The organism is Helicobacter labetoulli (assembly GCF_003670275.1).
Lineage (GTDB): Bacteria > Campylobacterota > Campylobacteria > Campylobacterales > Helicobacteraceae > Helicobacter_C > Helicobacter_C labetoulli.
The window spans coordinates 28,792-41,868 of sequence record NZ_QXJF01000006.1 but is presented as its reverse complement, the minus strand read 5'-3'; the positions used below and the strand labels follow the sequence as shown (position 1 = coordinate 41,868).

15 protein-coding genes are annotated in these 13,077 nt (G+C 38.9%); 2 read left to right on the top strand and 13 right to left on the bottom strand.

The genetic code is table 11. From position 1 onward, the window contains the following. Positions 1 to 34 precede the first annotated feature (34 nt). From truD to recR, 4 genes are all read right to left on the bottom strand, one after another. Positions 35 to 1,162, bottom strand: coding sequence for a tRNA pseudouridine(13) synthase TruD (truD, locus tag EBF12_RS03850; RefSeq protein WP_121726492.1), 1,128 nt, complete (start codon positions 1,160 to 1,162; stop codon positions 35 to 37). A 3-nt stretch (positions 1,163 to 1,165) separates the two neighbouring features. Beyond that, positions 1,166 to 2,212, bottom strand: a complete 1,047-nt coding sequence (locus EBF12_RS03845) for an alanine racemase (protein WP_121726491.1) — start codon at positions 2,210 to 2,212, stop codon at positions 1,166 to 1,168. A 39-nt stretch (positions 2,213 to 2,251) separates the two neighbouring features. Continuing rightward, positions 2,252 to 2,557 carry a c-type cytochrome gene (locus tag EBF12_RS03840; protein WP_121726490.1) on the bottom strand — a complete coding sequence of 102 codons (306 nt, stop codon included), beginning with the start codon at positions 2,555 to 2,557 and terminating at the stop codon, positions 2,252 to 2,254. 82 nt (positions 2,558 to 2,639) lie between these two features. Next, complete coding sequence (gene recR / locus EBF12_RS03835; RefSeq protein WP_121726489.1) at positions 2,640 to 3,239, bottom strand: recombination mediator RecR; 600 nt, start codon at positions 3,237 to 3,239, stop codon at positions 2,640 to 2,642. Between the two features lie 133 nt (positions 3,240 to 3,372). Between recR and dnaJ the strand changes: the two genes are divergently transcribed. Continuing rightward, positions 3,373 to 4,539: a molecular chaperone DnaJ gene (dnaJ, locus tag EBF12_RS03830; RefSeq protein ID WP_121726488.1), complete on the top strand. Its 1,167-nt coding sequence runs from the start codon at positions 3,373 to 3,375 to the stop codon at positions 4,537 to 4,539. Between the two features lie 277 nt (positions 4,540 to 4,816). Beyond that, positions 4,817 to 5,209, top strand: a complete 393-nt coding sequence (locus EBF12_RS03825) for a hypothetical protein (RefSeq protein ID WP_121726487.1) — start codon at positions 4,817 to 4,819, stop codon at positions 5,207 to 5,209. A gap of 267 nt (positions 5,210 to 5,476) precedes the next feature. Here the strand turns inward: EBF12_RS03825 and EBF12_RS03815 are convergent, their stop codons facing one another. The 9 genes from EBF12_RS03815 to EBF12_RS03775 are packed head-to-tail and all read right to left on the bottom strand — an operon-like array spanning position 5,477 to position 13,008. Beyond that, positions 5,477 to 6,025, bottom strand: a complete 549-nt coding sequence (locus tag EBF12_RS03815; protein ID WP_121726485.1) for a class I SAM-dependent methyltransferase — start codon at positions 6,023 to 6,025, stop codon at positions 5,477 to 5,479. A gap of 55 nt (positions 6,026 to 6,080) precedes the next feature. Beyond that, positions 6,081 to 6,734, bottom strand: a complete 654-nt coding sequence (locus tag EBF12_RS03810) for a hypothetical protein (protein ID WP_121726484.1) — start codon at positions 6,732 to 6,734, stop codon at positions 6,081 to 6,083. A 6-nt stretch (positions 6,735 to 6,740) separates the two neighbouring features. After that, a complete protein-coding gene (gene gmhA, locus EBF12_RS03805; protein ID WP_121726483.1) occupies positions 6,741 to 7,310 on the bottom strand; it encodes a D-sedoheptulose 7-phosphate isomerase in 570 nt (189 codons plus the stop codon). Next, the gene (rfaE1, locus tag EBF12_RS03800) at positions 7,295 to 8,740 is read right to left on the bottom strand and encodes a D-glycero-beta-D-manno-heptose-7-phosphate kinase (protein ID WP_121726482.1); all 1,446 of its coding nucleotides are present in this window, start codon (positions 8,738 to 8,740) and stop codon (positions 7,295 to 7,297) included. Before rfaE1 ends, gmhA begins: the two co-directional genes overlap by 16 nt. Continuing rightward, entirely contained in the window at positions 8,740 to 9,735 is a 996-nt protein-coding gene (gene rfaD / locus EBF12_RS03795; RefSeq protein WP_121726481.1) for an ADP-glyceromanno-heptose 6-epimerase, read from the bottom strand. The genes rfaE1 and rfaD overlap by 1 nt, the downstream gene beginning before the upstream one ends. Before the next feature lie 9 nt (positions 9,736 to 9,744). Further along, on the bottom strand, positions 9,745 to 10,320 hold the full coding sequence (locus EBF12_RS03790; RefSeq protein ID WP_121726480.1) for a D-glycero-alpha-D-manno-heptose-1,7-bisphosphate 7-phosphatase: 576 nt from the start codon (positions 10,318 to 10,320) through the stop codon (positions 9,745 to 9,747). 8 nt (positions 10,321 to 10,328) lie between these two features. Then, positions 10,329 to 11,102, bottom strand: a complete 774-nt coding sequence (locus EBF12_RS03785; protein ID WP_121726479.1) for a sulfite exporter TauE/SafE family protein — start codon at positions 11,100 to 11,102, stop codon at positions 10,329 to 10,331. 21 nt (positions 11,103 to 11,123) lie between these two features. Beyond that, complete coding sequence (locus EBF12_RS03780) at positions 11,124 to 12,053, bottom strand: ribose-phosphate pyrophosphokinase (RefSeq protein WP_121726478.1); 930 nt, start codon at positions 12,051 to 12,053, stop codon at positions 11,124 to 11,126. A gap of 52 nt (positions 12,054 to 12,105) precedes the next feature. Then, entirely contained in the window at positions 12,106 to 13,008 is a 903-nt protein-coding gene (locus tag EBF12_RS03775) for a hypothetical protein (RefSeq protein ID WP_121726477.1), read from the bottom strand. Between the last annotated feature and the right edge of the window lie 69 nt (positions 13,009 to 13,077).

Here is a 13,077-nt window from a genome sequence, read left to right as displayed (position 1 = left end):
GTGATAGAATTTGTTGGGTAGTTAAGGGTTTGGCTTATAGATTCTGTTGCCCTAGCACACTTTCTAAGAATATGGTCGCATAGCTTCCCTTTGGCAAGTAGAATTGTAGTTCATATTGGGCTTTTTGTGCGATATATTTGCCTTTAATTTGCTCTGCCCATACCCACGCATAGCGTCTTGTGCCATTTGCCTTGATTGTAGAATCTAAAAAATGAGATTCTATTTCTTTGGCTAGATGTTGTGCTTGAGTGAGTTTTAAGCCACATAACGCCCCAGTTGGAGCGGTGTTTTTAAGAATAAAACGCTGGGATTCTAGCAGCTCATCTTCGCAAATAAAGTTTTTGCCATAGGGATAATGGCACATCACATCACCTTGCAAAAGCACAAAATGTTGTTTTTGTTTTTGCAATGTTTTTATAAGATTTAGTGTGTAGTGTGGGCTATGCAGAGCTTGAAAATCCTTGTGTAATAGGGCGTGCAGGGCTTCTTGTGGGCTAAAACTATGCAAGATTTTTGAGAGTTGCAAACGCATTTTTAGCCAAGCGTTAAAAAGGTGGCTTTGATAGCTAGAGATGAGAAAATTACTCATCTTTTTATTTTTGATTTTAAGACTATTTTGGATAATTGCCTTACCACTTTGGAAATTATCTCCCTCTTTACCAAAGCGTTGGTCGCCAAAATAGTTTGGAAAGCCACTTTGAGCGATGAGTTCAAGTGTGGATTCTAGCTTTGTAGTATTATGCGGTAGGAGCTTTTTAAGACGCATAAAAAATTCATTGCCTTTTAAATGCCCGATTTTGAGCTTGTTGTTATGGGCGTGGAGACTAAGAATCTTAATGTTATGCTCTTGCAAAATAGGCGAGATGAGATTTAGGCGAGATTCTAAATGGCGAGGAATGCTGATGTATTGATAGGTGGTAGCGGCTTTGTCTTTTAGCCCTGCATAGCCTATATCACGCACTTTTATACCTAGAATCTGCGAGAAGAGTTCTAGCATTTCAAAAGTGCTTAATCCCTTTTTTCGCACATAAATTAGCAAATGTTCCCCATTGCCACTTGGCTCATAGAGTGGAATTTCTTTGACAACAAAATCGCGTGAAGAGGGATTGAAAAGGCACTGCACAGGGCTATGAGTAAAAGGATAGAATCTTAAATCTTGCATAGGTTAAATAATGGTGCGTTTTATACTAGGAGATAAATGAGTGAGAATCTCATAGCTAATTGTCCCAAAGGCTTTGGCAAGCTCGCTCACATCTTTAAAGACACAGATTCTAGGCTCATCACAAAAGCACGAGAAGCAATCCATAGATGAACGCGGCAGGATTTGCAAACCATTTGTAGTATGGACTTTGTGATGTTCGCTCACACGAAAAAAGCCATCACCATAGCCGATGTCATAGGTGCTAATAACCTGCGGAGATTCTAGCGTGGTGCAGCCGCTATATCCTATCCGCTCACCCTTATGCAAAAAGCGTGTGGAAACTCTATCGGCATAGAGTGAGGCAACTTTTTGGAGTTTGGCACTTATGGGGTTTTTAAAACTTACATCAAGATAGCCATACGCACCAATGCCTATACGCACCAAATCATCTGTAATGCCGCTTTCACTTGCGACACGAATCGCCCCAGATGTGCTAAGAGAGTGGAATCTTGGCGGGGCAAAGCCATATTTTTGACTTAAATGCAGCACTTCTTGTTTGATTAAGGCAAAATTGCTTTGTGTGTCAAAAAATGCAGAATCTAAATCATCACCATAGCCATTATGGGAGAATACCCCAATAAGCTCCAACCCTTTTTGCAAAATATCTTTAATAAAGCTTTGTAGCTCACTAGGCTGTATGCCATTGCGATTCATACCGGCATTGACTTTTAGCTCTACTTTTGTGCCTTTTGGTAGGGCGGAGATATGCTCTTTATCGTGGATAACAAAGGCGATATTTTTTGCAAAATCCCCTTGTGGCATACCATACAAAGCCGTTACTTGAGGGAAAAGCTCACACACTTGTATTGCTTCATTGTGATTTTTGACAAACACACTTTTAATACCATATTCAGCCGCAATTGAGGCTATTTCGTTTAGTCCGTGTCCATAGGCATTGTCTTTTAAAACGGCGGCAAGTTCTACATTTGGGCTACTATGTGAGCCAATATGCGAGGATATGAGATTAAGATTGTGTTTGTAAGCTTTAGAATCTAAAATGATTTCTGCCATTGGATTAAGGAGGCTTTGCGGATTGCTCCGCAAAGATATTTATTTAGGAAGTTTAGAGATGTAATCTGCTAAAGCTTCAATATCATTATCGCTCAAATTCGCTGCTTGACCATACATAATAGCCTTAGCACCGCCATTATCAGCAGTTTTTGCTCTATAGCCTTTAAGCTCTTTGATAAGCTCATCTTTAGCCATACCAGCAATGGTAACACCGCCCTTACTTCCCGGAGCCACTTTTTTAGCATCAGGTCCGTGGCAAGCGATACATTTTTTGAACACCGCAGGAGCCTCTGCAAAAGCAAAACTAGCAAAACTCAAAAGTGTAAGAAAAAGCAACTTTTTCATTTTCAATCCTTTCGTTGTTGGAATTAAATCAACCGAGCAATTCTACAAATCAAAAATTAATAGAATCCTTAAAAACTGCTTTTTAGAGTTTGACGCGTGAGTTTAATGCAGCTAAAAGTGAAAGCTGATCAATAGAATCTAGTCCAATGCCTGTGGGGACACCTTGAGCGATTTTACTAAATTGCAATGGAGTGGCACAAGGAGCTTTAATCTTATCTTCAATATAGAGCATAATAGCCTCATTAGCAAGGCTAGGAGATAGGGCAAAGATAATCTCGTGGATAGATTCTGCTTGGATTCTGTGATTGAGCAGTGAAAAATCAATCTGTTCTAAATCCTGCTGTGAATCTAGCACAAAATATCGCCCTTGAAACTCACCCATCTCCTCAATAATAAAAATATCGCGTGAATTTGCCACGATACACAGCTCACCATTTTGTCGCGTATCATCAAGGCAGATTTCGCAAATCTCACTCTCGCTTAACCCAAGGCATTTATGACATTTTTTTATAACAAGAGCAGCATTTTCAATAGCGTGAGCAATATTTAAGCCTAAAAATTTATTTTCCACGCACAAAGAATACGCCATTTTTTGAGCGGATTTTTTGCCGATGGTAGGGAGCTTTTCAAGTGCGGTAATGAGATTTGAAAAAGCCTTAAGACTTGATTTATAAGTATTCATATAATGCCTTTTGTTAAGAGGGTGCAAGGGTGTTTTTAAGGAGTGCAATCATAACGCTAAAGAATTTAACTTTGCCTTATAAAATTCTGCTACAATCACGGTTTTATTTTATTTTGATAAAGAGGAGTAGATTTTGGAGACATTTGATTATTATGAAATCCTTGAAATCACTCGCACAAGCGACAAAGAGAGTATTAAAAAAGCATATCGCAAAATGGCGTTAAAATATCACCCTGATAGGAATCCTAATGATAAAGATGCCGAAGAGCAGTTTAAGCGTATTAATGAGGCTTATGAGGTTTTGAGCGATGATTCTAGGCGGCAAATTTATGATAAATACGGCAAGGAAGGCTTGCAAAACTCTGGATTTAGCGGTTTTAGCGGGAGAGATTTTAGCGATATTTTTGGCGATTTGGGGTCAATTTTTGAATCTGCATTTGGTAGTGGCTTTGGGTTTTCAAGTCAAAGAAGTAAAGGGGCATATAATCTTGATGAGATTATCGGGCTTGAGCTAAGCTTTAAAGAAGCGGTGTTTGGCTGCAAAAAGGAGATTCATAATAGCTTTAAGGTGGCTTGTGCTGATTGTAAAGGCACAGGCGCAAAAGATGGCAAACTTGAATCGTGTAAAGATTGTGGTGGTAAGGGGCAGGTGTATATGCGGCAGGGCTTTATGACATTTGCCCAAACTTGCCCTACTTGCAAGGGTGCGGGACAAAAAAGTGCTGAAAAATGTCCCAAATGCAAAGGCTCTGCATTTGAGATGAGTAGCGAAAGCTTTGAGGTGAGTATTCCTGAAGGTATTGATGATGGGAATAGAATCCGCATTAGCGGAAGGGGCAATGCGGATAAAAATGGAAAAAGAGGGGATTTATACATCGCTGTGAGTGTGGCTGAAGATGAGATATTTGTGCGTGATGGGGAAAATATCTATATGGAAGTGCCGGTGTTTTTTATCTCAATCGTGCTTGGCACAACGCTCAAAATCCCCTCTCTTCGCGGGGAGCTAGAGCTTAAGATTCCACCAAATACGCGTGATAAAGAGCAGTTTGTTTTTGATAATGAAGGGGTAAAAGATGTCAATAGTGCGTATAGAGGGAAGTTTGTCGCACAGATTAAAATCACTTATCCACCAAAATTGAATGCGGAGCAAAAAGCTCTTGTGGAGAAGCTTCAAGAGAGTTTTGGCGTGGAGAGTGAGCCATATAAGAATCTGTTTGAAGAGTGTTTTGCTAAGATTAAGCAGTGGATTCACAAACACGATAAACACGACACTAAAGCGGAGAAAAAGGGTAAGAAGTAGCTTGTTGCGTGTGAGAGATTTATATTGTCTTTTTTTTGTTAGAATAGCCACCTCTAATTTTTCAAATGCAATAAACAAAAGGATTCATAATGAAACATAACAAAGAAAGACAAAAAGCATTCCAAGAGGGCTTTAAAACCGATGGTATGAAATTAACAGAGATGGTTGAAAAGTTTTTTAGTGATAAAAAACAAAAGAATTTGTAGAATGATAAAAATAATATGGATAGGGCTAAGCAAAATAAGCAAGAGCCAGAACTTCCAACAATGAGGTGGTAATGTCTTTTTTGTTGGCTTATACGCTTATCTTGCTACATTTTGGCGATACATACACTTTGAAGCAAGAGACTAAGTTTTTGCATATTTGTGAAGGAAAGATGGCACGAAGTATGAGAAATCTCCACAATCAGCTTGAGAATGGAGAGAATCTCAATGCGGTCTCTGCAAGTGCGTTGGCAAATGAGCAAACGCAAAACAATTTAGCCCAATGGCTTGATACACGATTTTTTGTTGCGATTGTCAATGAAATTGATACTGATAGCCCACGGGGCAAAAAGGCTGGAGAGCTGTTTTCGGAATGTTTTAATAAAGGTGTAGATTCATACCTTGAGACAATGAAAAACACTGCTCAAAAACAAAAACTCAAGGCATTTTTAGATTCTGTGGATTAGAATTATTTTAAGATCAATGTTGTATTTTCCTAAAATACATACCTCCAGAGCAAGTAACTGAAATATTCCTGTGAAATGGGATAATTACACAATCAAAAGGGTCTTTCCACTCATCAATAAGTTCATAACCTAGTTTTGTAAAAAAATTAACAAATTCAGAGCGATTGAAAATACGAAATGGTGTATAAAATTGATTGAGAGCATTTTGAAGTGTTACAAAAGTTGGAGCACTATCCTGCAAAGGTAGGCGAGTAAGAAGAACGTGCTCTACCCCCCAGTTAAATACTTCTCTAATAGATTGTAGAGATTTTCAATATACTGAAATGCGCTAGAAGACAAAAATATTTGGGCGGCATTTGGTGTCTTCGAGAAGTGAAGATTGTCTATTCCCATTTTGTGTGCTAGATCATTGCCTAGCTTCACATTTTGATCAAGTTCACAAACATTCCATTGTATTCTGTGGGAAGAATGTGAAGTGAAAGCAAAATAGTGCCTACCATCACCTCCACCAAAATCACAGACTTGTAGATGTGGATTTTTTTGCAAGATTCTATCTAGCCAAAAGAAAATAGGGTATTCAGTATCGACAAGTTTGATAGGTTTTGCATAATCCTCACATATTTGATCAAGACTTCTTGATATTGCTTGATTATAAGTTAGTCCCCTATTGCGTGTTTTGGGCACAGCGTTGAAAGCAGAAGCAAAGTCTTTAAACACACCGCGATAGGCAATAAATGCATATGGAAATCGCACATAACGATAACAATCCTTGATAGCGTTAAAGAGTGATGTAATACAAGCTTTGGGTGAAAACATAAAATATCTCCTTTGATTGGTTTATGTAAAGATAAAGATAAATATTAACATTTATTTAGCAACAAGACACTTTGAGTGTGTTGTCTGGCATAACTTGTAGCCACATATCTTTATCTATATCAATAAGCTTTTTACATTTACAGCAAGTGAGATTGGCAAATTGCAGAGCGGTTATCTCTTTTTGCCTTAGCTCTGGGCTAGATTCCAAAAGCTCTAAAAAACTTTGAGCAAAAAGATATACGCCAAGTGTGCTGTCAATGACTTGCCCTTCCCGCATAGATTCTAAAATATCACTACACATTGGGCAAAGCTCTAGCGGATAGTCATTATACAGCCCCACATCGCTTAAGCCCTGCTTGATACTAAAGCTAAAGGCATTGCGTTTTGTGATTTTGGCAAGGTAGTGGCTGTGGGAGAGAGTGTGGGCTTTGTTTGCTAGGCTAAAGTCATTTTTTATCTCACTGCATTGGCAAAAATGGAGCTTTGGCAGCCCTTTGGCAAGGGAGTGTTTATAGCTTATCTGCCCTTCATAAAGAAAAATGGGCTGCAAGATTCCATTACCTAGCAGCGTATAGACAAAATAATGCCCAAAGATTAAATCCGCTAAGGCGACATTCAGCCCATCAGTATGGAGCATATCACTCAGTGTGTCTTTGAAGCTTTCTTTTTCTATACTATGGATAGAATCTAGCGTTTTTGGCAGCAACATTAATCTTTACTTTTCTAGGCAGTTTTTTTCAATAATATCGCACAAAATATGTATCACAAGTATGTGTAGCTCTTGGATTCTAGGTGTGTCATTATCTGGCATAATAAGATTTATATCACTGATTTGGTTTAATGCCCCACCATCGCGTCCGCTTAAGCCCACTACAACTGCACCCAAATCTTTTGCGACTTTGGCAGCATTTAAGACATTGGCAGAATTTCCACTTGTAGAGATTCCAAAAAGCACATCGCCACTTTTGGCTAAAGCCTCTACTTGACGAGAAAAAACAAACTCAAAGCCATAGTCATTGCCAATAGCTGTGAGTGCGGAGGTATCTACACTTAGAGCGATAGCACTCAAGCCTTTGCGTTCTTTTTTGTATCTACCGGTGAGTTCAGCGGCAAAATGCTGTGCGTCTGCTGCACTTCCACCATTCCCACAAATGAGAATCTTGTTGCCATTTTGAATGGCAGTTGTAAGAATTTTTGCAACTTTTTCCACTTCTTGAGTGAGGGCAAAAATCTTATTGGCACTTTGCAAATGTGCTTGAAATTCAGCTTCTATGAGTTGTTGCATACATTGCTCCTTTGAATAGATTCTATAATATTTGTTGTGGAATATCCATCTACAAAGTCTATTAACACGACTTCTTTAGCATATTCCCTGCCTACAATCTCTTTGTTATGATAATCTCCACCCTTGATAAGCACATCAGGCTGCAAGGCTTTTATCAGCTCTAGTGGTGTATCTTGAGAGAAGCTCACCACATAATCCACACATTCTAATGCACAAAGCATAAAGACACGATTTTCTAGGGTGTTAATAGGGCGAGATTCACCTTTAAGACGACGGACAGAATCGTCGCTATTTAGCCCCACGATAAGCATATCGCCTTGCATTCTAGCCTTGTTGAGATAGGTAATATGCCCTTTATGGAGAATATCAAAACAACCATTTGTAAAAACAATCTTGCTTTGTTTTAACCCCTTAAGCAAAGATATAAGGGCTTCTTGCGTGATGAATTTGGATTCTATATTATGCAAATGAGAAGGCTCAGCGTTAAGGTATTGTAAAATCTCGCTATGTGTAGCCACAGCACTACCGACTTTACCTACAACCACAGCTGCGGCGATATTAGCAAACTCACAGGCTTTGACAATATCACAACCACTGCTCAAAGCAAAGCCAAGTGCAGCAATAACGGTATCTCCAGCCCCGGTAACATCATAGACTTCTTTTGCTCTTGTTGGGATTTGATGAAGTGTGTTGTTATCAAAGATTCCAATACCATCTTCACTTAGAGTGATGAGCGAAATATCAAGTTTGCATTCGTTTTTGAGCTTCATACCCGCTTGAATAAGAGAATCTTTATTTACAATGTTAATGCCTGTGGCGAGTTGAGCCTCCTTTTTATTTGGTGTGAGAAGTGTCGCGCCACTATATTTGCTATAATCTGTGCCTTTGGGGTCGCATAGCACGAGTTTGCCTTGATTTTTAGCGTAAGTGATGATAAATTGCGTGAGTTCAGCACTTAAAAGTCCTTTGTTATAATCGCTTACAATCACGCAATCCACCACATCAAGCACCGCGTGGATTCTCTGTATGATATTTTCGCGTATGTGGGGATCTATGGGCTTTTTGCTTTCCCTATCTACACGCAAAACTTGTTGATTGCCAATGACAATGCGAGTTTTTTTAGTCGTGGGGCGGGAAGTATCCACAAAAAGATGAGAAATATCAACTCCCATAGATTCTAGTTTATCTCCAAGCCAAGTGCCAGAATCATCGCTTCCAATCACGCCACACACAAACACTTGAGCATTTAACGCAACGAGGTTATGCACGACATTGCATGCTCCACCTAAACGATTGGTTTCATTTTTGACTTCAACAACTTGCACCGGAGCTTCAGGCGATATACGCTCACAATCCCCCCACACATAATGGTCTATCATTAAATCCCCAACAACGAGAATCTTAGGGCTTTTGGTTTCAAGGTTAAACATTACTTATTACCAAAGATGCTTTTAATCTCTTGTAAGTATCTTTGCACACCAGATTCAAGATTGAAGTGTGGCGTGTAGGATAAATCTTGCTGTGTTTGCGTGATGTCCGCTTGTGTATGCGTTTGAAAAAAACTATAAGGATTATCAAAATATTCTACTTCAAAGTCCCCAAGCCCCGCTTTGAGAGCAGCAACAATGTCATTAAAGCTTCGTGCTTTTCCACTGCCGACATTGTAGATTCCACCCTGCAAGGCTTCTATGGCTTTGACATTTGCCTGAATCACATCTTCTATATACACAAAATCCCTTTTTTGCTCTCCGTGTTTGAAAAGCCGCACTTTTTTATGCTCTAGGGCTTGTAGTCCAAGCTGAAGTATCATAGAAGCTGTTTTGCCTTTGTAAAACTCCCTTTCCCCATAGACATTAAAATATCGCAACCCGATGATGTGGCGGTGCGACTCATTTTGAAGGATTTTTCTTACACTTTCGTCCATACAAAGCTTAGAATATCCATATACATTTTCTGGATTTTCACCCTGTCCTACGATGTTTGGTGCGGGGGAGTTGCCATAAGTCCCTGCTGAAGAGGCATAAATCATAATAGCTTGTGAATCTTTGGTAATCTCAAGGAGATTTAAAAATGCTTCGTGGTTTGTTCTCATCACAAGCTCTTGATTAAGCACGGTTGTATCAGACACTGCTGCTTGATGATAGATAATATCAAAGTCATATTCTCTTAGCTTTTCTAAATCCTTAGCGTTATTAATATCGCCCACGATGACATTACCCTTAAAGCCGATAAGATTCTTAAAATGTCCTAGCGAAGTTGGGTTTCCACTGGGGAAGCACTCATCATTGCGGAATTTATCAAAGACAAAAACTTGTGCTTGTGGGTGGTGCTTTTGAAAATAAAATGCAAGGTTGCTGCCGATAAACCCCGCTCCACCGGTGATAAGAATCTTTTTTTCCGCTAAATCATCATAAATGTATTTCATACCTGCTCCTTAGATATTTTTTATCTTGAAACTTCCTATTTTATAGTTTGGGTCTTGTATTATACTATGGAGTTGGTGCAAAGTGCTAATTTTTTGTAGATTTTTGATATTTTGTTGGTAAGATTCAGTGTCTTTTTCATCTTTTTGTAGCAAAAACTTGCCCCAAATATTCGCATTCTCCGCACATTGCATATCCGTGATTTTATCCCCCACAAAAAAAGATTGCTTCAAATCAATTTTAAAATCCGCACACGCAGATTTAATCATACCAATATTTGGCTTTCTACACTCGCAGTTTTGGCTTGGCAAGTGGGGGCAGTGGTAGATTCTATCAAAGCCAAATCTTAGCTTATGTGTGAGCGTATTTTGCATATATTGATGTAAAATAAAAAGCTCTTCTTGCGTATAGTAGCCTCGTGCAATGCCAGATTGATTTGTGATAACAAGTAGAAGATAGTTTTGCTTTTTAAGTGTGGCTAAAAGCTCAAAAAGTCCATCGCAAAAGACAAAATCCTCCGCCTTATACACATAGCCCAAATCTTCATTAATCACACCATCTCTATCAAAAAACGCACATTTTTGCATAAATTCCCCTAAAAAATTATTTTTAGTGATTTGTATATCTCATAACACCCAAAGATTATCATACCAAATGCACCGATGCGTAAAAAAAGAGTGCGTTTGCTTTGTAGGGTTGTGCTTAAGATTCCAAGTGTGAATAGTGGTGGAATGGTCGTAACTCCAAAAAGAATCATCACAATCGCTCCATTTAGTCCATTTCCAGCGATTGTAGCTGTGAGTAAAAAATAATACACAATCCCACAAGGCAATAAACCATTAAGCAAACCAAGTATATATATACGCCAAAGCGAAAGTTTTAGCAAAAATGGACGCGTTAGGCTAATAAGCTTATACAAAGGCTTAGGTGTGAGAGAGCTAAAAAAGGCATTAATCCTAGCAAAATTAAAACTAGAAAGTCCAAAAAGCACAAGCAAGATTCCAACAATGAGCAATATAGTAGCTTTAATCTGCTCATTTGGGCTAAGAAAATGCCCTAAGCTTCCAGCGATAAAGCCAAGCGTAGCATAAGTGGTAATTTTGCCGATGTGATAGCTTAGATGCAGGGGGATTTGTGAGAAAAAAGATGAGATTCTAGAATCTATTAAACCCTGCCCTTGTGTTTGTCTGTCTAAAGACTTATTATTTTGCAAGGAGCTATTGCATTGTTTAGAGTTAGGTTTGGTGTATTTATGTGCTCGATATAAACTTGTATATGCAATGACAATACCCCCGCACATTCCTACACAATGCCCAAGGGAAGCAAAAAAAGCAATGCTTAAAAGACTAGCAATTTCTATATGCTCCATATTTTGCCCTAGAATCTAGCCCTAGATAAAGAGTGAATTAACACTTTCATTGTGATAGATTCTGCGTATAACCTCCGCAAAAAGTGGTGCCACGCTTAAGACTTTTATTTTTGGGTGGGCTAGTCGCAAGGGGATAGAGTTTGTTACCACAACTTCATCAAGTGAGCTTTTAGCAATTCGCTCACTAGCTGGTCCGCTTAGCACGGGGTGCGTGCCTAGAGCCATCACACTATTTGCCCCACGCGATTTAAGCACATCAGCTGCTTTGCACATCGTCCCAGCTGTATCAATCATATCATCAACCAAAATCACATCTTTGCCACTCACATCACCGATGATATTCATCACTTCGCTCTCATTTGCTTTCTCACGCTTTTTATCCACAATGACTAAGTCCATTCCCATTCTATCGGCAAAATACCTAGCCCTTGCCACACCGCCAATATCAGGTGAAGCAATGATGGGATTTTTAAAAGGTTTTTGTCGCAAGTAGTCAGCAAAGACAATTGAGCCATAAAGATTATCCACAGGTATGTCAAAAAAGCCCTGAATCTGCCCGGCGTGCAAGTCCATTGTAATAACGCGGTGGATTCCACTTTGTTCAATGAGATTTGCCACGAGCTTGGCACTTATTGGCACACGAGGGGCAGCTTTCCTATCCTGCCTTGCATAGCCAAAGTATGGAATAACCGCATTAATACTATTTGTCCCGCTGCGTTTGAGTGCATCGGTCATAATGAGAAGCTCCATAAGATTATCATTTGTTGGAGCGCAAGTGGGCTGAATGATGAAAATATCCTTGCCACGCACAGATTCACCGATTTGGATATTGATTTCACCATCACTAAAACGATTGATTGTTGCTTTGGAGAGAGAAATATCAAGATACTTAGCAAGTTCATTGCTAAAAAGCGTGTGGGCTGAACCACTAAAAATTTTAAAACCACGCATAAAAATAGCCTTTGGAATGAGATTTTTGCATTATAACAAACTCCTTTTACATTTAGCTAAAAATATCTTCATTTTCTGGGATTGTGCATTCTAAAAACAGCTCTAATTTTCCTTCACTTAGCAGTCGTGGATTGATTTTCTTATCAAGGTTAATGAGTATTTCGCTTTTGTTTCTATCACGGACAAATTGACGCGTTTGCACGATATGGCAAGGCGAGTTTAGAATCTTCTCATTAAACTGCGTGATGGCATAAACTTGCTTAATCTCTTTTGGCTCTTTGTTAGGTTCACTTAGCTCTTCAAGCGTGAGTTTAAAGCGTTTTGGGGCGACTTTATTATAGAGATTTGAGCCTTTTTTGCTTGAGTAGTAAAAGAGAATGTCTTTGCCTTGATTGTAGATTTGTGTCGTGCTAGAGCTTGATTTGAGTGTGCGTGCATTGAGTTTAGAATCTTGCTGATTAAGAAAAGAAAGCAAGGCTTTGGAGCGTGGCACAAGCACATAAGTATCGCCATAGAGCAGAATCTCAGCATCTTTATCTTGCAAAGGAAATATTCCACCCTCATTGACAAAGATTTCATTTTCTAAAGAGTTTAAATCTGCTTGTTGGGCTTGGGGCTTAGAATCTTGCTGGGATTCAAAACTCACACTTTGTAAAGAATCTGTAAGCATAGAATCAAGTGTAGAATCCACAATAAGTGCCCAAGATTGTTCTTGCTCCTTAGATTCTGGATTTTCTACTAGATTTTGATTTTCTTGCAACAATATCTCTTCATCATTTGTCTCATCATTGCTTGAATAAGTGGCTTGGGATTGTGTATTATTTTGAGAATCTAGCTCTATTTGGACTTCATTAAAATCAGTAATAATAGAATCTGTGCTATTTGAATGTGTCTCATCTTGTGCAAACTCAAGAGAAAGGCAGCATATCCACACAAGCACAAGAAACTTCTGCATTTTAGAATCCTTTTTATAGAAGTTTTATCAAGAAAAAACACAACTTTAGCTAACATATCGTTAGAAAAA